Below are 20,201 nucleotides of genomic sequence, written 5' to 3'. Positions count from 1 at the left end.
CTCAGCAGCGCACCGGGGCGTTCTTCCGGGTGTAGAAGAACCAGGTGACGGCGACGCAGGTGACGTAGAAGCCGAGGAAGCCCAGCAGTGCGGCTTCGGCACCGCCGGTCATGGCGATCGAGCTGCCATAGGCTTTGGGGATGAAGAAGGCGCCATAGGCGGCGATGGCCGAGGTGAAGCCGATGATCGCGGCCGATTCGCGCTCGGCCTGGCGCAGCCGCTCTGCCGGGGCGAGGTTGGCCGGGGCGGTGCGGTCGATCACCGTGCGCATGATCACGGGGATCATCTGGAAGGTGGAGGCGTTGCCGATGCCGGTCGCGAAGAACAGCACCATGAACATCGCGAAGAAGCCCCAGAACGCGCCCGGCTGATCCTTCATGCCCAGGAACCAGATCACGCCGGCCGTGCCTGCGATCATCAGCACGAAGGTCCAGAGGGTGACCCGGCCGCCGCCGAAGCGGTCCGAGATCCAGCCGGTGCCGGCCCGCGACAATGCGCCGACCAGCGGGCCCAGGAAGACGAACTGCAGCGCGTCGATTTCGGGGAACTGGGTGCGGGTGAGCAGCGGGAAGGCGGCGGCATAGCCGATGAACGAGCCGAAGGTGCCGGTATAGAGCCAGCACATGATCCAGGTGTGCGAGCGGCCGAAGATCGCCGCCTGATCGCGGAACGAGGCCCTGGCCGAGGCGATGTCGTTCATGCCGAACCAGGCGGCCACCGTCGCGACCAGGATGAAGGGCACCCAGACGAAGCCGGCATTCTGCAGCCAGAGCATATCGCCCGCCGCGGTCGGGCGGGCATCGCCGCCCATGGCGCCGAACACGCCCATGGTGATGACCAGCGGCACCAGGAACTGCATCACGCTGACGCCCAGATTGCCGAGCCCGGCATTGAGGGCGAGGGCATTGCCCTTCTCGTTCTTCGGGAAGAAGAAGCTGATATTGGCCATGGAGGAGGCGAAGTTACCGCCGCCGAAACCGCAGAGCAGGGCGAGGACCAGGAAGATCAGATAGGGGGTTTCGGGGTTCTGCACGGCATAGCCGATGCCGAAGGCCGGGATCAGCAGCGATGCGGTGGAGAGTGTGGTCCACAGCCGGCCGCCGAAGACCGGCACCATGAAGGCATAGAAGATCCGGAGCGTGGCGCCCGACAGGCCGGGCAGGGCTGCGAGCCAGAACAGCTGTTCGGTCGAATAGGCGAAGCCGATCGCCGGCAGCTTGGCCACCACCATGCTCCACACCATCCAGACCGCGAAGGCGAGCAGCAGGCAGGGGATGGAGATCCAGAGATTGCGCCGGGCGACGCGCCGGCCGGTGGTCTTCCAAAAATCCGGATCCTCGGGCCGCCAGTCCTCGATCACCCGGCTGGTCGCCGCGCGCTCTGCCGGGCCGTGGATTTCGCGCATTTCCGGCAGCTCGGGCAGGGCGTCGAGTTCGGGGGCCAGCGCCTGGCGTTCCATCTGCCGGACCGAGAGATGCATCCAGATGAAGGCTGCGGCGACGATCGCGAACAGCAGCATGAAGCAGCTGGTCCAGATGCCCGTCAGGTCGAGCATCACGCCGAAGGTGAGCGGCAGGATGAAGCCGCCCAGCCCGCCGATCAGCCCGACCAGCCCGCCGACCGCGCCGACATTGTCGGGGTAGTAGACGGGGATATGCTTGTAGACTGCGGCCTTGCCGAGCGACATGAAGAAGCCCAGCACGAAGATCAGGATCACGAAGGGCACGAGCCCCATGCTGGTCGAAAAGGCGATCGGGCCGGCGAGACCGTGGATGACGTAATCGGTCGGCGGGTAGGACAGCATGAAGGTGGCGATGACCGAGACCCCGAAGGTCCAGTACATGATCGTGCGCGCGCCTTTGCGGTCGGACAGATGGCCGCCATAGGCCCGGAAGACGCTGGCCGGCACCGAATAGAAGGCGGCGAGCATGCCGGCGGTCTTGATGTCGAGCCCGTAGACGCCCACCAGATAATGCGGCAGCCACAGCGCCAGCGACACGAAGGCGCCGAAGACGAAGAAGTAGTAGAGCGCGAACCGCCAGACCTGCAGCCGCTTCAGCGGCGCCAGTTCCAGAAAGGCGCTGCGCGGCTTCTCGCCGCGGGCACGGCGGGCGATGGTTTCAGGATCGTCGGCCGTGGTCAGCCAGAACACCACCGCCATCACCGCCAGCGCCGCCGCCCAGACCAGGGCGACCGTGGTCCAGCCGAAGGCGACCATCACGAAGGGGGCGACGAATTTGGTCACCGCCGCGCCGACATTGCCGGCACCGAAGATGCCGAGCGCCGTGCCCTGCCGGCCGCGCGGATACCATTTGGAGACATAGGCGACGCCGACGGCGAAGGTGCCGCCGGCGAGGCCCACGCCGAGGGCGGCCAGCAGCATGGTCTCGTAGCTGTCGGCCAGTGAGAGCAGGGCGGTTGCCGCCGCCGCCGCCAGCATGGTCAGCGCAAAGACGGTGCGCCCGCCATACTGGTCGGCCCAGACGCCCAGCACGATCCGCACCAGCGATCCGGTCAGGATGGGAGTGCCGGCGAGGAGGCCGAACTGGGTATCGGTCAGCCCCAGCTCCTGCTGGATGCGGATTCCGATGATCGAGAAGATCGTCCAGACGGCAAAGGATGTGGTGAAAGCCAGAGTACTCATGCCGAGTATCCGGCCCGCCTGTTTCGGGACGGGGGTGCCGGGTGCCTGCATCGAAGTCATCCACCTGGATTGGCAGGCCATCCGTGGCCCGCATGTGGGGATGCGCCGACGTTAGGCCCCGTATCCGGATCGAATGTTGATCCAGATCAAGAAGCATGGCTTCATGTTCCGAAATAAATCGCCCTTATGATTATGAAGGACTGGAAATTGATTGTCGTGGTTCTGTGATTTACAGGCGCACAGCCCCGCGGTATATGTCCGTCAAAGTAGGGCTTGATAAAAATCAAGAGGATCGTGATGCGAGCGAATGACCTGCCGGAGGTGCGTGCGCTGCCGCTGTTCCGGAGCATGGAACCGGAGAACTTCTCCGAGCTGATGAACGCGGCCTATCTGCAGCGCTTCCCCCGCCAGGTCGATCTGATCTTCGAGGGCGAGCCGGCGGATTTTCTCTACATCGTGGTCGAAGGCTGCGTGGAGCTGTTCAGCCGCCATGCCGCACGCGAAACCACGCTCGCCATGGTCCGGCCGGTCAGATCCTTCATCCTGGCGGCGGTGATCCGCGACGCGGTCTATCTGATGTCGGCGCGGACCACCGAGGTGTCGCGCCTGCTGATGATCCCGTCCGAGAACATCCGTGCGGCCTTCGAAAAGGATGCCGCCTTCGCCCGCGCCATCGTCACCGAACTGGCGGTGGGCTTCCGGACCATGGTCAAGGAATACAAGGCGCTGAAACTGCGCTCGGGCACCGAGCGGCTGGCGGCGCGGCTGCTGATCCAGAACGACGCCCAGGGCGGCACCGGCCGCGTCGTCCTGCCCTACGACAAGAAGACACTCGCCTCGCTGTTGGGCATGACGCCCGAGAACCTGTCGCGCAGCTTCGCGGCTCTGAAGAAATACGGCGTCGGGGTCGACGGCAACACGATCGACATCACCGACATCGAGGCGGTGAAGCGGTTCTGCCGGCCAAGCGTGCTGATCGACGCCGACGAGGATATTTTCTGAAGACCGCCGAGGATCCGGTCACTTCTGCCCGGCGGCTTCGGCGGCGAGCGCGGCGTGATAGCCCTGCATGGCCTCGGTTGCTGCCGCATTCAGCTCCTGCAGACGCTTCAGCGTTGCCTCGACCGCCGCGGGATCGGCATCGGGCGCTTCCTGCAGGCTGCGCAGCGTCGCCACCGCCGTCTGAAGCTCCTGGTTCAGAGCGTCCAGCCGCTGCCGCCAGGTCTCGATCTCGGCACCCGGTTCGGCTTTGGCTGCGGGTGCCGCCTCTGGCGCCGGGGCCGGCGTCTCGGCCGGGGCTGCGGGCGCCGGCGGCGCGGTGGTCTCGAACCCGCCGAAGCCGCGCAGTGTGCCGGCGGCCGCCTGGCGCCAGGCCTCCATCGCCGGGGCTGCCGCTGCCGCCATGGCCATGGCGGCGGCCCCCATCCGGGCCGGATCGGGCAGGCCGCCGGGGGCCGCGGTCATCGCCTCGAACATCGCCTTGTTGGCGGCCATGCCGCGGGTCCAGGCATCCTGCATGCCGGCCCCGGCGGTACCGGCGGGCATCAGCGCCGGCCAGCCCAGATCGCGGCGCAGGGCCTCGGCCTCGTCGGCCGACAGCCGGCCGGCGTAGAAATCCTGCAGCCGGCGCGCCTTCTCCATCCAGTCGATCATGATGCGGACCTTTCCCTCCCAGGCGATTCTCGGGCATCTTCGTGCCAGACCCGCATCATGCCCGCGGCTGGCCACGGATGCCACTCCGGAAGGTCGGATGCCGCAGGTCAGGTTCCGTGGATCAGCCGGATGGCGGCTTGGGCCAGCGGTGTGCCGGGCGTGCCCAGCCGGCGGGCAATGTCGAAATGGTTGCAGTCTTCCATGGCCACGAACCTGCCCGGATGGCCGTGGCCGGTCCAGGCGGCCAGATAGTCGTCGGTCTGGCGCTTGAATTCGGCCGTCTCCGATCCGCCGTAAGAAACGATCAGCGGGCAGCCATCGGCCGGATCGGTCGGCAGCAGATGCAGCGGGCTCAACCGCCGGGCGCGGGGTGCATCCAGCCCCAGCCAGTCGTTGACCCGGCCGAGCCGTACCGGCTCCAGGTCGTAAAGCCCGCTCAGCGATACGGCCCCCTTGATCACATCACGCGGCAGCCCCGCCTCGGCCCGCCAGCCGTCTGCGGCCAGCAGCATGCCGGTCAGATGTCCGCCGGCCGAAGAGCCGCCGACGAAGATCCGGTTGGCATCCAGGCCCTGCGCGGCGGCGTTGTGATGGATCCAGCCGACGGCCGCCCGGGTCTGGCGGGTGATCTCTTCCAGCGTCGCCGCCGGGGCAAGGGTGTAGTCGATCACCGCGACGCTGACCCCGGCCGCCACCAGCGCGGGAGCAACGAAGGCATTTTCCTGTTTGGAAAGCGCCCGCCAATAGCCGCCATGCACCCAGACGAAGACCGGATGCGGCCCCGGCCCCGCGGCCGGGTAGAGGTCGAGTGCAGCGCCCGAGGCCGGATCGAAGACCAGATCGGCGCGCCGGTCGAGGGTCGTCATCGCGGCCACACTGTCTTCGGCATAGGCGCGGGCCTCTGCCTCGTAATCGGCGACGGTGCCGCGGGCATCGTATTGATGGTCCAGGCCCGCGCGGTCGAAGCCGCGCCAGAGGCGATCGGTGGGGGTAAGAGCGGTCAAGATCCGGTCTCCGGAAGCAGGCGATCGGCCCAGACCGGCCGGTCGAGCCGGAACATGTCGGTGCCGACGCGGTCATACCAGCCGGCGCCGTGCATGCGGGCGACCAGGCCCAGCCGTTCGGTGGCGAAATGGCAGCGGCCGGCATCGAGCACGGCATCGTCGCGGACATGTGCGGTCAGCACCTCGCCGACCACCAGCATCTGCGACGGCCCCGTGGCGATCGCCGCACGGCTGACGCATTCGAAGGCGACCGGGGCATCGACCAGCCGCGGCAGCCCGGTCTTCGTGCCGGGGGTGGTGGCGAGACCCGCGAGCGCAATCTCGTCCACCCCGGGCGGCGCGTCGATGCAGGTCAGGTTCATCGCCGGTGCCAGATCTTCCGAGACCAGGTGGACGATGAAAGCACCCCCTGCGACGATGTTCGCCGCCGTGTCTTTCAGCGTGCCGTCGGGGCGGGCCAGGATGCCCAGCGCCACCACCGGCGGGTTCGAGCCCATCACGTTGAAGAAGCTGTAGGGGGCGGCATTGGCGGTGCCGTCGGGCGCCCGGCTGGTCACCCAGGCGATCGGCCGCGGCACAACGGTGGAGGCCAGCACCTTGTAGCGGTGGGCGGTGTCGAGCGTTGCGAAATCGAACTCCATCCTGCCCGCCCCTCAAAGCCCGCCGTCGCGGCGCAGCACTGCGGGCTTCGCCGCCGTGTCGACCTCCAGCCGGAAGATGTCGGGGCGGGCGTAATGGCCGGTGGCATCGAAATCATATTTGCCGCGCAGGATCTCCGCCGGGTCGATGCGGGCGGTGAGCACGGTCTCGCCGTCGAAATCCGGCCCCGCCAGCACCTGGCCGAGCGGCCCCACGATCGCGCTGCCGCCGCGCATCAGCACGGTGTCGGGGGCATCACCCAGCGCGCAGTCGTAATCGGCGGGATAGGCGCCGCGGCGAATGAACTGGCAGGCGGTGAGCACGAAACAGCGGCCTTCAAGCGCGATATGACGCATGGAAGAGAGCCAGCTGTCGCGATCATCCGCGGTCGGCGCGCAGTAGAGCGTCACGCCCTGCGCGTACATGTGCATGCGCAGCGCCGGCATGTAATTCTCCCAGCAGATCACCGCGCCAACGGTACCGAGGCGGGTTGGCACCGCCTCCATGGTCGAGCCGTCGCCGAAGCCCCAGATCAGCCGCTCGGCCGCGGTCGGCATCAGCTTGCGGTGCCGGCCGGCCAGGCCGCGCGCGCCGTCGAAGGTGAGCGCCGTGCAATAGAGCGTGCCGCCGTCGCGCTCGATCACGCCCAGCACCACCACCATGCCCGTCTCCGCTGCGGCCTCGGCCACCAGCGCCAGTTCGGGGCCGTGAAGGTCGATGGCGGCGTCGTGATAGCGACGGAAGGCCTCGCGGCCCTCGGGCAGGCGCATGCCGACCGGCGTCGAGAAGCTGGCACCCTTGGGGTAGCCGCCGATGCAGGCTTCGGGGAAGACCAGCAGGGCGACGCCGCTACCTGCGGCGCGGCGGATGGTGGCGGCGACCTTCGCGGCCGAGGCCATGGGATCGAAGGGATCGGCGCCGATCTGGGCGACGCCCGCCGTGAAGGGAAGGGGAGAGGACATGCCGGGGCTCCGTCAGAGGCCGAGATGGCGATGGGCGAGATCGGGTTCCCGGGCGAGCGCCTCGGGGGAGCCTGCCCAGACCACGCGGCCTTTCTCGATCAGGTGATGGCGGTCGACCAGGCGGGCCATCTCCTTCAGGTTCTTGTCGATCACCAGAATGGTCTGGCCCTCGGCCTTCAGCCGGCCGAGACAGGCCCAGATTTCCTGGCGGATGATCGGCGCCAGCCCCTCGGTCGCCTCGTCCAGGATCAGCAGGCGGGGGTTGGTGAGCAGCGCCCGACCGATCGCCAGCATCTGCTGTTCGCCGCCCGACAGCGTGCGCGCCGATTGCCGGCGGCGTTCCTGCAGGCGCGGGAACAGGCCGAAGACATCGGCAAGGCCCCAGCGGGCGCCGGCGCCGCGGCGGGCGGTGGCGACCAGGTTTTCTTCCACCGACAGCGAGGCGAAGACCCGCCTTCCTTCCGGCACCAGGCCGATGCCCGCACGGGCGATGCGGTTGGGCGCACGGCCGGCGATGTCGGCGCCGTCGAAGCCGATCCGGCCACGGCGCACCGGCAGCAGGCCCATCAGCGTGTTGACCGTGGTGGTCTTGCCCATGCCGTTGCGGCCGACCAGCGAGACGACCTCGCCCTCTTCGGCCGCCAGCGTCATGCCGAACAGCACCTGCGAGCGGCCATAGCCGGCTTCCAGACCATCGACCTTCAGCATCAGACACCGTCTCCCAGATAGGCGGCCCGCACCTCGGGATGGGCGCGGACCTCGTCGGGCGTGCCGGTGAACAGGGTGCGGCCATAGACCAGCACCGTCACCCGGTCGGCCAGCGCGAAGACCGCATCCATGTCGTGCTCGACCAGCAGGATGGCATAGCGGCCCTTCAGCCCCTGCAGGATCCGGGTCATCTGCCGGCTCTCCTCGGGGCCGAGCCCGGCCATCGGCTCGTCGAGCAGCAGCAGCGAGGCCTCGGCGGCCAGCGCCACCGCCAGTTCCAGCTGCCGGCATTCGCCATGGGCGAGATCCGCCACCACCTCATCGGCGCGGTGACCCAGGCCGACCGCGGTCAGGTGGGCCATCGCCGGCTCGCGCAGGCTCCGGTCCTGCCTGGCCGATCCGAAACAGCGCCAGTTGCCGCCCTGCCGGGCCTGGATCGCCATGGCGACATTGTCGAGGGCGGTGAAATCGGTGAAGAGCTGGGTGATCTGGAACGACCGCGCCAGCCCCTGGCCGGCCCGGGCATAGGCGGCCATGCGGGTGACGTCGCGGCCGTCGATCAGGATCCGGCCCTGATCGGGGAAGATTTCGCCGGCGATCTGGGAAATCAGCGTGGTCTTACCGGCGCCGTTGGGGCCGATCAGGGCATGCAGCTCACGCGGGCGCACCTCCAGATCGACCCCGGCCGTGGCGGCAACGGCGCCGAAACGCTTGTGCAGCCCTTCGATCACCAGCCGGGGCAGTTCGGCTGCGGTGGCGTCAGTCATGGGCTCTCTCCCCGACCAGGAAGCCATAGAGGCCGCGGCGGGCGAACAGCACCACCGCCACCAGCACCGGCCCCATCACCAGCATCCAGTGTTCGGTCCAGATCGCCAGCAGCTGTTCCAGGCCCAGGAACACCGCAGCGCCGATCACCGGCCCGAACAGCGTGCCGACCCCGCCCAGGATCACGATCGACATGAATTCACCCGATTTGGACCAGGCGGCCATGTCGGGGCTGACATAGAGCGCGTAATTGGCCCAGAGCACGCCGGCAAGGCCGGTGCCGGCACCCGAGATCACGAAAGCGGCCAGGCGGTGCGGCAGCGGCGCGAAGCCCAGATTGACCGCCCGGCGCTCATTCTGCTTCAGCCCGCGCAGCACCATGCCGAAACGCGACCCCACCAGCCGCCGGCAGAGCAGTAGCCAGCCGGCGAGCATGGCGAGGCAGAGATAGTAGAAAACCGTCGGGTTGGAGAGGTCGATCCCCGGCAGGGTGTTGCGCTCCATGATCAGCAGCCCGTCATCCCCGCCATAGACCTCCAGCGAGACCAGCATGAAATAGACCATCTGGCCGAAGGCGAGGGTGATCATGATGAACTGCACGCCCTGGGTGCGCAGCGACAGGGCGCCGATGATCAGGGCCAGCAGGGCCGACAGCCCGATCGCCACCGGCCAGACCACAAGCGCCGAATTGCTGGTCGCCAGACCGAAGATCGTGCCGGTCTCGGCGGCGTGATGGGCAATGATGCCGACCACATAGCCGCCCAGCCCGAAGAAGGCGGCATGGCCGAAGCTGATCAGCGCGCCATAGCCCATCACCAGATCGAGCGCCACCGCGGCGATGGCATAGATCAGGAAGCGGGTGAACAGGCTGACGACGAAGGGGTCGCCGATCGCGGCGGCGACAAGCGGCATGGCGGCGAAGACGGCAAGGCCCAGACCATGGACCACCAGCCGCCGCCCGGGGCCCGGGCGGGAGGTGGTGGCTGCCGCCGCGCTGTGGGTAAGGCTGTCGGACATCGGATGTCTTCCTATCCTCGGGCGGGCAGCAGGCCGCGCGGCCGCACAAGCAGGATCGCCGCCATGGCGACATAGATGCTGGCGGAGACCAGCCCGGCCGCGAGCGTGCTCGCGATCTCGGGCGGCAGCAATTCGTAGAGGGTGATCGGGATATAGGCCCGGCCCAGGCTGTCGATCATGCCGACGATCAGCGCACCCACGGCCGCACCGCGCACGGATCCGACCCCGCCGACCACGATGACCACGAAGGTGGTGATCAGGATGCGCTCGCCCATGCCGATCTCGACCGCGAGCAGGGGTGCCGTCATCACGCCGGCAAGACCGCAGAGCACCGCGCCCAGCGCGAAGACCAGGCTGAACAGCCGGCGGATGTCGACGCCCAGCGCATCGACCATCGCGCGGTCATCGGCGCCGGCGCGGATCAGCATGCCGATCCGGGTGCGGGTGATCAGCAGCCAGAGCCCGATGGCGACCAGGGCGCCGACCAGGATGAAGGCGAGGCGCACCACCGGATAGGCGAGGCCGGGCAGCAGCGCGACGGTGCCGGTCAGGAAGGACGGGATGTCCATGAAGGGCGGCGTGCGGCCAAAAACCACGCTCACCAACTCGTTGGTGAACAGGATCATGCCGAAGGTGGCGAGCACCTGGTCCAGATGGTCGCGGGCATAAAGCCGGCGGATGACGACCAGCTCCATCACCAGCCCGTAAAGCCCGGCGCCCGCGAGTGCCGCCAGCACCGCCGCGGCGAAGGATCCGGTGGCGGTGGCGGCATAGGCGGCGCAGAAGGCGCCGACCATGTAGAACGAGCCGTGGGTGAGGTTGATCACCCCCATGATCCCGAAGATCAGGGTGAGACCCGAAGCGAGCAGGAACAGCATCGCGCCGTATTGCAGACCATTCAGGATCTGCTCGATCAGCAGCGTGGACATGGGCCCTTCCGCATGCGAGAGGAAGTGCGGCGGCGGCGCAAGGCACCGCCGCCCGGTCGTCCGGTGCCGGACGTCAGATGTTGGCCGGCGTCACATCTTGCCCGGCGTCACATCTTGCACTCGGCGGCATAGGCGTCCTGCATGGCGGTCGCCACCTTGCGCACCACCGTATCGGCCAGCTGGCCGTCGGCGCCGCGCTCCACCCGCATCAGATACCAGTCCAGGATCGGGTGCTGGTTCTGGGCGAAGGCGAAGCTGCCGCGCACCGAGGTGAAGTCGGCGGCCTTGAGTGCTGCGCGGAACGCGTCCTGCTTCTCGATATCGCCATCGACCTTGTCGAGCCCGGAGGCGATCAGCTTCGCGGTGTCATAGGCCTGGGCGGCATAGATGGTCGGCTTGCGGCCATAGGTCTTCTCGAAGGCGGCGACGAAGTCCTTGTTGGCGGCGTTGTCGAGCCCGGCGCTCCAGTTGCTGGCGATGTAATAGCCTTCGGCCGCATCGCCGGTGGCTGCCATCATCCGGGCATCCATCGAGAACACCGGCAGCACCATCGGGATCTCTTTGGCGAGGCCCGAATTGGCATACTGCTTGGCGAAGTTGATGCCGGCACCGCCCGGGTGGAACTGGTAGATCGCATCCGGTGCCGCCGAGCGGATCCGCGCCAGCTCCACCGAGAAATCGGTCTGGTCCAGCTTGGTGTAGATCTCGGAGACGACCTGGCCCTTGAAGGTGCGCTTGAAGCCTTCCAGCGCGTCGCGGCCGGCCTGGTAGTTCGGTGCCAGGATCACGACCTTCTTGTAGCCGAGTTCATTGGCGGCAAGGCCGCCGGCCTCGTGGAAATTGTCGTTCTGATACGAGGCGACGAAATAGTTCGCATTGCAGCCGCCGCCCGCGAAGACCGAGGGGCCGGGGTTGAGGCTGACATAGAAGGCGCCGGTCTTGAGCACGGTGGGTGCGACCGCCGACAACACGTTCGAGAAGTTGACGCCGGTGAACAGCCGGATGCCGTCCCCGGTCATGCGCTCGGCGATCTGCTTGGCATTGGCGGGCTTCAGCGCATCGTCCTCGACCACCAGCTCCACTGGCACGCCGCCGAGTTTGCCGTCTTCCTGGGTGATGGCGAGTTTGAAGCCGTCGCGCTCATCCTCGCCGATATAGCCGGCGGGGGTGGAGAGCGTGGTGATGAAGCCGATCCGGAGCGGGTCGGCGGCATCGGCCGGCGCGGCGAACAGCACGCCCGAAAGCGCGGTCGCGGCCGTCAGGCCGAGGGTGAAGGCGGTGATCCTGGTCCGCATGATGTCTGGCCTCCTGTCATGGCTTGAGACGGATGGCGCGGGCCGGCTCGTTCGCGCGGCCGGCCCTGCACCGGGTGCGGGGAGGGGAATTAGGTGAGGAAGGCGATGGGCCTGCACCCCCCAGCCGCCATTGAGGCGGCGGCCAAGGGCACGGAGTGCCCGCCCGGCGAGGGACTAAATAAAAGACTCAGCCGGCGACGACCGTGTTTTTGAGCACGCCGATCTTCTCGATGTCGACTTCGACCACGTCACCCGGCTTCAGGAATTGCGGCGGCACATAGGAAATGCCGACGCCGGCCGGTGAGCCGGTGGCGATCACGTCGCCGGGCTCCAGCGTGATGCCCGACGAGAGATGCGCGATCAGCGCCGGCACCCGGAAGATCATCTGGCGGGTGTTGCCGTCCTGCTTGGTGACGCCGTTGACGCGCAGGCCGATGCGCAGGGCATGCGGATCCTCGATCTCGTCGGCGGTCACGATCCAGGGGCCCATGGGCGCGAAGGTGTCCTGGCCCTTGGCGAAGCACCACTGGCCGCCATGGCGCAGGTCGCGCGCCGAGATGTCGTTGACGCAGGTATAGCCGAAGACCTGGTCGAGCGCGTCGCCCGGCGCCACGTCGCGGCAGCGGCGGCCGATCACCACGCCAAGCTCGCTTTCCCAGTCGAGCTGCGAGGTCTGGGCCTGGTTGTGGACGATGCTGTCCTCAGGCCCGATCACGGCGGTCGGCGGCTTGAAGAAGATCACCGGATGCGAGGGCATGTCGCGATCGGTGTCCATCGTCCGGCTGCTCTCCTCGACATGCTCGGAGTAGTTGAGGCCGACGCCGATCACGCCCTTGGGCAGGCGCTGAATGGGGGCGAGCAGGCGGGTATCCGCCAGCCTGGCCGTGGTGCCGGCGGGCCAGGCGCCGTCATGGGCGGCCATCAGCCGCTTCACATTGTCCAGCGCCGCGGGGCCGGCTTCGATCAGGGCGAGCATGGTTGCAGGGCAGGTCTCGCCTGCGGCGGTTGCCAGCGCACAGAGGTCGACGATCAGGTCGCCGGCCACGGCACCGAGCCGCGCCGCGCCGTCCCGGTCAAAGGTGACGAGCTTCATCAGGTCCTCGAAAAGACGTCGATTGGGGGATGTGACGGAAGGGAGGGGCGGGAGAGCGGGCACACGCCCTCCCGCGACCGGCCGCGCGGGGGCGGGCGACCGGTGGGGGAAGAGGATGTCGTGAGGGCTTCAGCCGGCGATGATCGCCTGGCGGCCGTCAGGCGTGCCGGTATAGGCCTCTTCGTGATAGATGCCGAGCGCGCGCATCACCGGCAGGTCGTTGAACGAGAACAGGCAGGCGTCCTCGCTCTCCGATGCATTGGCGTGCTCGTGCAGCGACCAGGAGGGCACCACGAAGATGTCTTTCTCAGACCAGTCATAGCGCTTGCCGTCGATGATCGAGAAGCCGCTGCCCCTGGCCACCTGGTAGACGATCGATCCGGTATGGCGGTGGGCACGGCTATGCTGGCCGGGGCGGAGCAGCTGCAGGCTGGAGCCGATGGTCGGCATCACCGGCCCGCCGGTCAGCGGGTTCACATATTCCATGATCACCCCGTCGAAGGGGGAGCCTTCATGAACCTTCGCGGCGCGGGTCAGCGCCTCGAAGGCCGGCTCGAAGGCGTATTTCAGCACCGGCGACCAGGGTTTCTGCCAGTTCTTGCGCAGCTCGGTCGGCTGGATGATTCCGCCCGACCAGAGCGTTGCGGAGCTGTCGACCGGCTTCGTCTCACCCTGATGCAGATCGGGATGGACCGCGTAGAAATTGGCGTCGAGCGCATTCATCAGCGGGATGTCGAGCCCGTCCTGCCAGATGCTGCGGGTGCCACCCTCGGCCACGCCATGCTCATGCCAGGTGCCGTTGGGGGTGAGCACGAAATCGCGGGCGCCGAGGGTCATCCGCTCGCCCTCGACGATGGTATAGGCGCCGGAGCCTTCCATGATGAAACGCAGCGCACTCGCCATATGGCGGTGGGCGCTGGCGCATTCACCCGGATCCATCACCTGCACGCCGGTATAGAGCAGGCCGACCGCGGCCGAGATGTCACGCCGGCCCGGATTGACCAGCATCACCACCCGTCGGCCGGCATCTTCCGGCCGCACCAGGCCGGGGGCACGGTCGACGAAGGGGCGGACATCCTGCCAGCGCCAGATCACCGGCACCGATTTCGGCTTCGGGAACCAGGGCTCGATATCGTTGGCGACCGTCCACAGCGCGCCCATCTCGCGGGCGGCCAGCTCTTCGTAATAGGCGGCGAGTTCGGGCGTGTCGGCGACATTCGCCCGGCCGGGAATGTCTTCCCGCATCGATCGGTTCTCCCTGCGGACCGGAATTTCCCTGTCTGTCGATTCCGGCGTCTCTCCCGCGCCGGCGTCACGCCGGCCCCGGGCAGGTCTCTTCAAGGAAACCTCATGCCCCGGCCTGCGTCCTGTTCAAACGCTAGGACCCGGTCTGTAGAAAGTCAAACGGATTGTCGAAAATCCAGAAGACTTGCGTCGATCGTGCAGATTGGCGAGGATGGAGGCGTCCTGCGAAAGCGGTCTGGACAAGATCGCGCGCCGGGTTCATATCCCATGGGCCGATGTCCCACCCAGATGGGCCACCCCCAGACCCGCCACCCCCGGAGCCGCCATGGCCGACACCGCCGCCATCCGTGCCGAAGCCGATGCCGAGCCCGCCCAGACGCTGGCCGAACAGGCCTATCGCGCCATCCGCCGCGACATCGTCGCGGGCCGCCTGGCGCCGGGCCAGCCTATGCGGTTCGAGTATCTGAAGGAGACCTACGGGCTCAGCTTCTCGCCGCTGCGCGAGGCGCTGGCGCGGCTGCAGAGCGAGCGGCTGGTGACGGCCTATGCGCTCCGCGGCTTCCGCGTCGCCGAAATGTCGGTCGACGAGATGTGGGACACGATCGAGACCCGCATCATGATCGAGCGCGAGGCGCTCACCGCCGCGATCGCCCGGGGTGGAGACGACTGGGAAATCGGCATCGTCCAGGCGTTCCATGCCCTCAGCCATTGCAGCAAACGCCTGCGCGCCGCCGGCGACTGGCCGAGCGAGCCGGCGATCGAGGAAATCGAGCGCCGCCACCAGGCCTTCCACCGCGCCCTGATCGCCGCCTGTCCCTCGCGCTGGACGCGGGAGCTGTCGGAAATGCTCTATGTCCAGACCGAGCGCTACCGCCGCCCGGCCCTGATGCGCGCGGGCGCCGCCCCGGATGATGAGGGTGCATCGGCCGGCGAGGGCACCGCCGGCCGCGACATCGAGGCCGAGCACAAGGCGATCATGGACGCCGCCATCGCCCGCGACGCCCCGACCGCGGTGGAGCTGCTGACCGCCCATCTGCGCGACACCGGCCGGATGATCGAACGGCTGGGGATCGAGACCGGTCGGAAGTGAGGCCAGGGCGGAAGTGAGGCCGGGGCGGAAGTGAGGTCGGGAGACAATCGTCCGCCCGAACGAAATCAGGCCGGCTGCGACGGATCGCGGCCGGCCTGAGACGTCCGATGACGGGTCGGGCGTGTCAGCCCGCCCGATGCGTGTCGCGCAGGGCCTTGCGGTTGAGCTTGCCGACCGCGGTTTTGGGGATCGCATCCACCACGATCACCCGGCGCGGCTTCTTATAGCCGGCGAGGCGTTCGCCTGCGAAGGCGCGCAATTCCTCGGTGAAGCCTTCGGGGTCGGCAGCCGCGCGGGCGCGGTGGTCGGGGCGGAGCGCCACCACCACGGTCACGGCTTCCACCCATTGCGGATCGGCAAGGCCGATCACTGCGCATTCGGCGACGGCCGGATGGGCCGCCAGCACGTCTTCGACCTCGCGCGGATAGACGTTGTAGCCGCCGGTGACGATCATGTCCGAGGTGCGGTCCAGCAGGTGCAGATAGCCGCGGTCGCAGATCCGGCCGATGTCGCGGGTGCGCATCCAGCCATCGGGCAGCAGGGTTTCGGCATTGAGTGCGGGCGCGTCCAGATAGCCCTTCATCCGCTGGGGCGCACGGACCGCGATCTCGCCCGGCTCGCCCGCCGGCACGTCCTGGCCGGCGGCATCGACGATGCGGAGTTCGACATCCAGCGCCGGCCGGCCGGCGGCACCCAGCAGGTCCGCAACATGGTCTTCCGGGCGGAGCACCGAAATGGTCAGCGGGCATTCGGTCTGGCCGTAATACTGCCAGAAACGATGCTGCCCCCACATCGCCATCGCCCGTTCGATCACCGGCCGCGGCATGGGCGAGGCGCCGTAGATGATCGTTTTCAGCCGGCTGTCCGCCACGGCGGCCGCCCCTGGCCGGTCGAGCAGCATGCCCAGCATGGTCGGCACCATGTTGATCGCGGTGATGCCGTCTTCGACGATCCGGGCCAGGTAGGCATCGGGCTCGAAGCCGCGCATGATCACCGTGCGGCCGCCGCGCAGCCAGAAGGGCAGAACGAACACGCCACTCGCATGGATCAGCGAGGCGGCATGGAGCATGGCGTCGTCGGGGCCGGCCGGCAGCAGGTTCAGCAGCACGTTGCGGCAGATCGCGGCATAGGAGGCCTGGGTGTGCTGCGCGGCCTTGAGCGTGCCGGTCGTGCCCGAGGTGAACAGCGTCAGCACCACGTCGTCGGGTTCAACCCGGATCGCGGGCGGGGTGGTGGGCTGGTCGGCCGCGGCCGCCACGACATCGCTGCCGCCGCCCTCGGTTGTGCCCAGGCCGAGCAGGGTCAGATCGGGCAGTTCGGCCGCAAGCTCTGCCGCCCGGCCTGCGAGTTCCGGCCCGTAGACCAGGGCACTGACCCGGGTTTCGCGCAGCATATGGGCGTGTTCGCGCAGCGACAGCCTGGAATTCAGCGGCACGCGGTCGATGCCGGCGCGCACGCAGGCGAAATCGACCGGCACGCTCATCAGTCCGTTGTCGAGCAGCAGCGCCACGCGGGTGCGGTGGCCGAGGCCGGCGGCATGGAAGGCGTTGGCGAGCCGGGCGGAGAGCTGGTCGACCTCGGTGAAGGTCAGGCTTTGGCCTTCGAATTCGATCGCTGTGCGCGGGCCGTGCCAGCGCGCACCCTGGTCGATCAGGTCGCGGTAGAGAGGTCCACAGGCGGTGGCGGACATCGGACGTCTGGTCTCCCTGTCACGGGGCCGCGGGCTTGGGCGCGGCCGGCATGGTTGCATGGTCACCTGCCCCGGTCTGTGCCGGGGTTCTTCGGTCAGTCTTCGAAACTGCCATGGCGCCCGGCGCCGGCGGCGAAACGGCCGGCGCCGGCGATGGCTTCCTCGAACACGATCGGGTAGCCGCCGGCGCCCTCACGAACCAGGGCCTCGGCCATCGGCAGATCCCACTGGCCGATCGCCGATCGCCGGTCGGCGCGCATGCAGGCCTGCGGGAAGGCGGCGATCTGGCGGGCGAGCGCTTCGGCTGCCGTCCGCGCCTCGCCCTTCGGCACCACCCGGTTGGCAAGGCCCATGGTCAGCGCCTCGATCGCATCGACCGGGCGGCCGGTCAGGATCATGTCCATCGCCCGGCCATGGCCGACGATCCGCGGCAGGCGCACCGTGCCGCCATCGATCAGCGGCACACCCCAGCGGCGGCAGAACACGCCGAAGACCGCATCTTCTTCCACGACCCGCAGGTCGCACATCAGAGCCAGTTCCAGACCGCCGGCCACGGCATGGCCGGCAACCGCGGCGATGACCGGCTTGTCGATCACCATCCGGCTGGGCCCCATCGGCCCGGGACCGGTGCCGGTCGGCTCCACCTCGTTGCGCAGATCCGGGTCGCCCAGGGCGCGCAGATCGGCCCCGGCGCAGAAGGTGCCGCCATTCCCCCAGAGCACGATCACCCGCACCTCGGGATCAGCATCCGCCGCGGCAAAGGCCGCACGCAGCGCCTCGGCCGTCGGCCGGTCCACCGCATTGCGCCGCGCGGGGCGATCCAGGATGATGGTTGCAATGCCGGCTTCGGTCTCGACTCTGACAGCCGGCCGGTCTGCAGTGGTGTCATCTGTGCTCATCGGGTGTCTCCGTCGGGTCAAGCCGTTTGCTTCAGTTTATGGTATTTAATGACGATCGACGAAACATCGCAAGCCGACGCTTCAGTTTCCACTGAAACGGTCACGAATCCAACCCCGCCCAACGCACGGGAGATGGTTCTGGATCTTTTGACGACACATGACGCGCATGAACTGCCGCTGAAGGCGCTGGTTCGGGCCGGCAATCTCTTCGGCTATACCGATCAGACGGTGCGGGTGGCGCTCAGCCGGCTGAAGGCGGACGGGGTGATCGCCTCTCCGGCGCGGGGCGTTCATGCGCTGGCCGCGGCCGGGGCGCTGGTGCGCGAGGTGGATGGCTGGCGGCGGCGGGAAAGGCGTCTGGTGGCCTGGTCCGGCGCCTGGATCGGTGTCGCCGATGCGGCGATCGACCGGACGGACCGGCCGCAGCTGCGCCGCCACGACCGCGCGCTGCGGCTGCGCGGCTTCCGACAGCTGACCCAGGGGGTGTGGATCCGGCCCGACAATCTGGCCGGCGGCACGGCGGCGCTGCGGGATGATCTGACGCAGCTGGGTCTGGCCCCTTTGTCGACCGTGTTTCGCCTGGATGATCTGGCGCCTGAAGACGAGGCGGGTGCGCGCGCGCTCTGGGATGCCGCCGCCATGGACCGGGTGGAGGCCGACCTCGACCGGCTGCTGGCGCGCGGCAATGCGGCGCAGGATGCGGTCGAGGCGGGCGAGGCGGCGCCCGAGCCGGTGGCGGCGGACTCGCTCGCCATCGGCCGCACGGTGATCCGCAATCTGGTGCGCGATCCGCTGCTGCCCGACGAATTGCGCCCGGGCGAGACGCGGCGCCGGCTGACCGAGGGCATGATCGCCTATCAGCTCCGCGCCAAGGCGCTTTGGATCCGGCTGCTCGACCAGTGGGCGGCGGGCGGGTGAACGTGACCGGGGGAGAACGGGAAACGGGGGAGGACGGCCATGCCGTCCTCCCCCGTGCATCGTTCCGATCGCGTCAGATGTCAGCCGCCGCGGACCTCGGCCAGCATGGCTTTCGCGCCGGCCATCAGCACGCCCACATCCACCCCGGCGGCCACGAAGCGATAGCCCCAGTCGACATAGCGCCGGGCATCGGCGGCGTTGGTCGCCAGGATGCCCGGGGCCTTGCCGGTGGCGGCGATGCGGGCGGCGGCGTCTTTCAGCGCCGCCTGCACCTCGGGATGGCCGGGCCTGCCCAGATGACCCATCGAGGCGGCGAGGTCCGAGGGGCCGATGAACACGCCGTCGACCCCGTCGACCGCCGCGATCTCTTCCAGCCGGTCCAGCGCCTCGCCGGTTTCCACCTGGACCAGGACGCAGATCTCCTGGTTGGCGACTGCAAAATAGTCTTCGGTCTGGCCGTAGCGGCTGGCGCGGGTGGCACCGGCGACGCCGCGCACGCCATGGGGCGGGTAGCGCGAGGCCAGCACGGCGGCCGCGGCTTCTTCCGCCGACTGGACGAAGGGCACCAGCAGGGTCTGGGCGCCGATGTCGAGCAGGCGCTTGATCAGCACCTTGTCGTTCCAGGCCGGGCGCACCACCGCCGAGGCGGTGCCGGTGGCGGCCGCCTGCAGCAGCGGCTGCACGCCGGCCACATCCACCGGCGAATGCTCGCCATCGAAGAGCAGCCAGTCGAAGCCGGCCAGCGACAGGGCTTCCGAGGCGACGGGGCTTGCCAGCGACAGCCAGAAGCCGTTCAGAACCTCACCGGCGGTAAGCCGGCGCTTGAAGTCGTTGCGCGGGGCCTTCATCGCCGCACCTCAGACGAACTGCACGGCGACGGCGCCGAGCGGGCCGAAATCGGCATGCAGCGTGTCGCCCTTCTTCGCCCAGACCGGCCGGGTGAAGCTGCCCGAGAGCAGCATGTGGCCGGGTTCCAGCGTCACGTCGAAGGGGGCGAGCTTGTTGGCGAGCCAGGCCACCGCCATCGCCGGATGGCCGAGCACGCCGGCGGCGAGCCCCGTCTCCTCGATCTCGGAATTGCGGTAGAAGATGGCCCCCACCCAGCGCAGGTCGACATCGGTCGGCCGCACCGGCCGGCCGCCCAGCACCAGGCCGGCGGCAGCACCGTTATCGGCAACCGTGTCGAAGATCCGCCGCGGCTCGGTCACCCGGGCATCGATGATCTCGATCGAGGGCACGACCCATTCGGTGGCGCGCAGCACATCGACCAGGCCGACATTCGGGCCCTTCAGCGGCTCCTTCAGGATGAAGGTCAGCTCCGGCTCGACGCGGGGCACGCAAAAATCCTCGAACCGCACCTTGGCGCCGTCGGCGAGCACCAGATCGTCGAACATGTAGCCGTAATCCGGCTCGTCGATCTTCGATGCCGCCTGCATGGCCTTGGAGGTGAGGCCGATCTTGTGGCCGATGATCTTCGCCCCGGCCTTCACCTTGGCGGCGGCCACCGCCGAGGAAATCGCATAGCTGTCGGCGATCTCGATCTCGGGGAACATCTCCGAGGGGCGCTGGCCCTGCACCTTGGTGCGGTGGCTTTCAAGCAGGCTGTCGACGCAGCGTGCGCGCTGTTCTTCGGTCAGCATGGTAAACCCG

Annotated in this window: 19 protein-coding genes; 3 read left to right on the top strand and 16 right to left on the bottom strand. The window is 68.5% G+C overall.

Annotated features, from left to right (window positions below; translation table 11 throughout):
• Position 1 precedes the first annotated feature (1 nt).
• Positions 2-2,695, bottom strand: coding sequence for a nitrate/nitrite transporter (locus TMO_RS32780; protein WP_014753210.1), 2,694 nt, complete (start codon positions 2,693-2,695; stop codon positions 2-4).
• 246 nt (positions 2,696-2,941) lie between these two features.
• On the opposite strand from TMO_RS32780, the gene TMO_RS23000 reads away from it, so the two are divergent.
• On the top strand, positions 2,942-3,646 hold the full coding sequence (locus TMO_RS23000; protein WP_014753209.1) for a cyclic nucleotide-binding domain-containing protein: 705 nt from the start codon (positions 2,942-2,944) through the stop codon (positions 3,644-3,646).
• 18 nt (positions 3,647-3,664) lie between these two features.
• On the opposite strand, the gene TMO_RS22995 is transcribed toward TMO_RS23000, so the two are convergent.
• The 11 genes from TMO_RS22995 to TMO_RS22945 all read right to left on the bottom strand — a co-directional run bounded on the left by TMO_RS22995 (position 3,665) and on the right by TMO_RS22945 (position 13,954).
• Complete coding sequence (locus TMO_RS22995; RefSeq protein ID WP_014753208.1) at positions 3,665-4,297, bottom strand: hypothetical protein; 633 nt, start codon at positions 4,295-4,297, stop codon at positions 3,665-3,667.
• A gap of 107 nt (positions 4,298-4,404) precedes the next feature.
• Positions 4,405-5,301 carry an alpha/beta hydrolase gene (locus TMO_RS22990; protein ID WP_014753207.1) on the bottom strand — a complete coding sequence of 299 codons (897 nt, stop codon included), beginning with the start codon at positions 5,299-5,301 and terminating at the stop codon, positions 4,405-4,407.
• Complete coding sequence (locus TMO_RS22985; protein ID WP_014753206.1) at positions 5,298-5,942, bottom strand: flavin reductase family protein; 645 nt, start codon at positions 5,940-5,942, stop codon at positions 5,298-5,300. Before TMO_RS22985 ends, TMO_RS22990 begins: the two co-directional genes overlap by 4 nt.
• 12 nt (positions 5,943-5,954) lie before the next feature.
• Entirely contained in the window at positions 5,955-6,902 is a 948-nt protein-coding gene (locus TMO_RS22980; protein ID WP_014753205.1) for a carbon-nitrogen hydrolase family protein, read from the bottom strand.
• A 12-nt stretch (positions 6,903-6,914) separates the two neighbouring features.
• The gene (locus tag TMO_RS22975) at positions 6,915-7,610 is read right to left on the bottom strand and encodes an ABC transporter ATP-binding protein (RefSeq protein ID WP_014753204.1); all 696 of its coding nucleotides are present in this window, start codon (positions 7,608-7,610) and stop codon (positions 6,915-6,917) included.
• On the bottom strand, positions 7,610-8,377 hold the full coding sequence (locus tag TMO_RS22970) for an ABC transporter ATP-binding protein (protein WP_014753203.1): 768 nt from the start codon (positions 8,375-8,377) through the stop codon (positions 7,610-7,612). Before TMO_RS22970 ends, TMO_RS22975 begins: the two co-directional genes overlap by 1 nt.
• Positions 8,370-9,392 carry a branched-chain amino acid ABC transporter permease gene (locus tag TMO_RS22965; protein ID WP_014753202.1) on the bottom strand — a complete coding sequence of 341 codons (1,023 nt, stop codon included), beginning with the start codon at positions 9,390-9,392 and terminating at the stop codon, positions 8,370-8,372. Before TMO_RS22965 ends, TMO_RS22970 begins: the two co-directional genes overlap by 8 nt.
• A gap of 11 nt (positions 9,393-9,403) precedes the next feature.
• A complete protein-coding gene (locus TMO_RS22960; RefSeq protein WP_014753201.1) occupies positions 9,404-10,321 on the bottom strand; it encodes a branched-chain amino acid ABC transporter permease in 918 nt (305 codons plus the stop codon).
• A 107-nt stretch (positions 10,322-10,428) separates the two neighbouring features.
• Positions 10,429-11,616 carry an ABC transporter substrate-binding protein gene (locus TMO_RS22955; RefSeq protein WP_014753200.1) on the bottom strand — a complete coding sequence of 396 codons (1,188 nt, stop codon included), beginning with the start codon at positions 11,614-11,616 and terminating at the stop codon, positions 10,429-10,431.
• A 187-nt stretch (positions 11,617-11,803) separates the two neighbouring features.
• Positions 11,804-12,709 carry a fumarylacetoacetate hydrolase family protein gene (locus TMO_RS22950; protein WP_014753199.1) on the bottom strand — a complete coding sequence of 302 codons (906 nt, stop codon included), beginning with the start codon at positions 12,707-12,709 and terminating at the stop codon, positions 11,804-11,806.
• Between the two features lie 129 nt (positions 12,710-12,838).
• On the bottom strand, positions 12,839-13,954 hold the full coding sequence (locus TMO_RS22945) for a cupin domain-containing protein (RefSeq protein WP_014753198.1): 1,116 nt from the start codon (positions 13,952-13,954) through the stop codon (positions 12,839-12,841).
• A 325-nt stretch (positions 13,955-14,279) separates the two neighbouring features.
• On the opposite strand from TMO_RS22945, the gene TMO_RS22940 reads away from it, so the two are divergent.
• Positions 14,280-15,044, top strand: coding sequence for a GntR family transcriptional regulator (locus tag TMO_RS22940; RefSeq protein ID WP_041607367.1), 765 nt, complete (start codon positions 14,280-14,282; stop codon positions 15,042-15,044).
• 124 nt (positions 15,045-15,168) lie between these two features.
• On the opposite strand, the gene TMO_RS22935 is transcribed toward TMO_RS22940, so the two are convergent.
• Both TMO_RS22935 and TMO_RS22930 read right to left on the bottom strand, forming a co-directional pair.
• Positions 15,169-16,734 (bottom strand): class I adenylate-forming enzyme family protein, encoded by a 1,566-nt coding sequence (locus tag TMO_RS22935; protein ID WP_014753196.1) that lies wholly within the window; start codon positions 16,732-16,734, stop codon positions 15,169-15,171.
• A gap of 95 nt (positions 16,735-16,829) precedes the next feature.
• Positions 16,830-17,633 (bottom strand): crotonase/enoyl-CoA hydratase family protein, encoded by an 804-nt coding sequence (locus TMO_RS22930; protein WP_014753195.1) that lies wholly within the window; start codon positions 17,631-17,633, stop codon positions 16,830-16,832.
• 147 nt (positions 17,634-17,780) lie between these two features.
• Here TMO_RS22930 and TMO_RS22925 point away from each other — a divergent pair, with 147 nt between their 5' ends.
• A complete protein-coding gene (locus tag TMO_RS22925) occupies positions 17,781-18,551 on the top strand; it encodes a transcriptional regulator (RefSeq protein WP_187297860.1) in 771 nt (256 codons plus the stop codon).
• Between the two features lie 80 nt (positions 18,552-18,631).
• Here the strand turns inward: TMO_RS22925 and TMO_RS22920 are convergent, their stop codons facing one another.
• Together TMO_RS22920 and TMO_RS22915 are read right to left on the bottom strand one after the other, a co-directional pair.
• On the bottom strand, positions 18,632-19,399 hold the full coding sequence (locus TMO_RS22920; protein ID WP_014753193.1) for an HpcH/HpaI aldolase family protein: 768 nt from the start codon (positions 19,397-19,399) through the stop codon (positions 18,632-18,634).
• A 9-nt stretch (positions 19,400-19,408) separates the two neighbouring features.
• Positions 19,409-20,191 carry a fumarylacetoacetate hydrolase family protein gene (locus TMO_RS22915; RefSeq protein ID WP_014753192.1) on the bottom strand — a complete coding sequence of 261 codons (783 nt, stop codon included), beginning with the start codon at positions 20,189-20,191 and terminating at the stop codon, positions 19,409-19,411.
• Positions 20,192-20,201: the final 10 nt, after the last annotated feature.

This window comes from Tistrella mobilis KA081020-065, from assembly GCF_000264455.2.
Classification (GTDB): Bacteria; Pseudomonadota; Alphaproteobacteria; order Tistrellales; family Tistrellaceae; genus Tistrella; species Tistrella mobilis.
The sequence above is the reverse complement of the archived record's forward strand: the minus strand, read 5'-3'. Positions and strand labels throughout refer to the sequence as shown.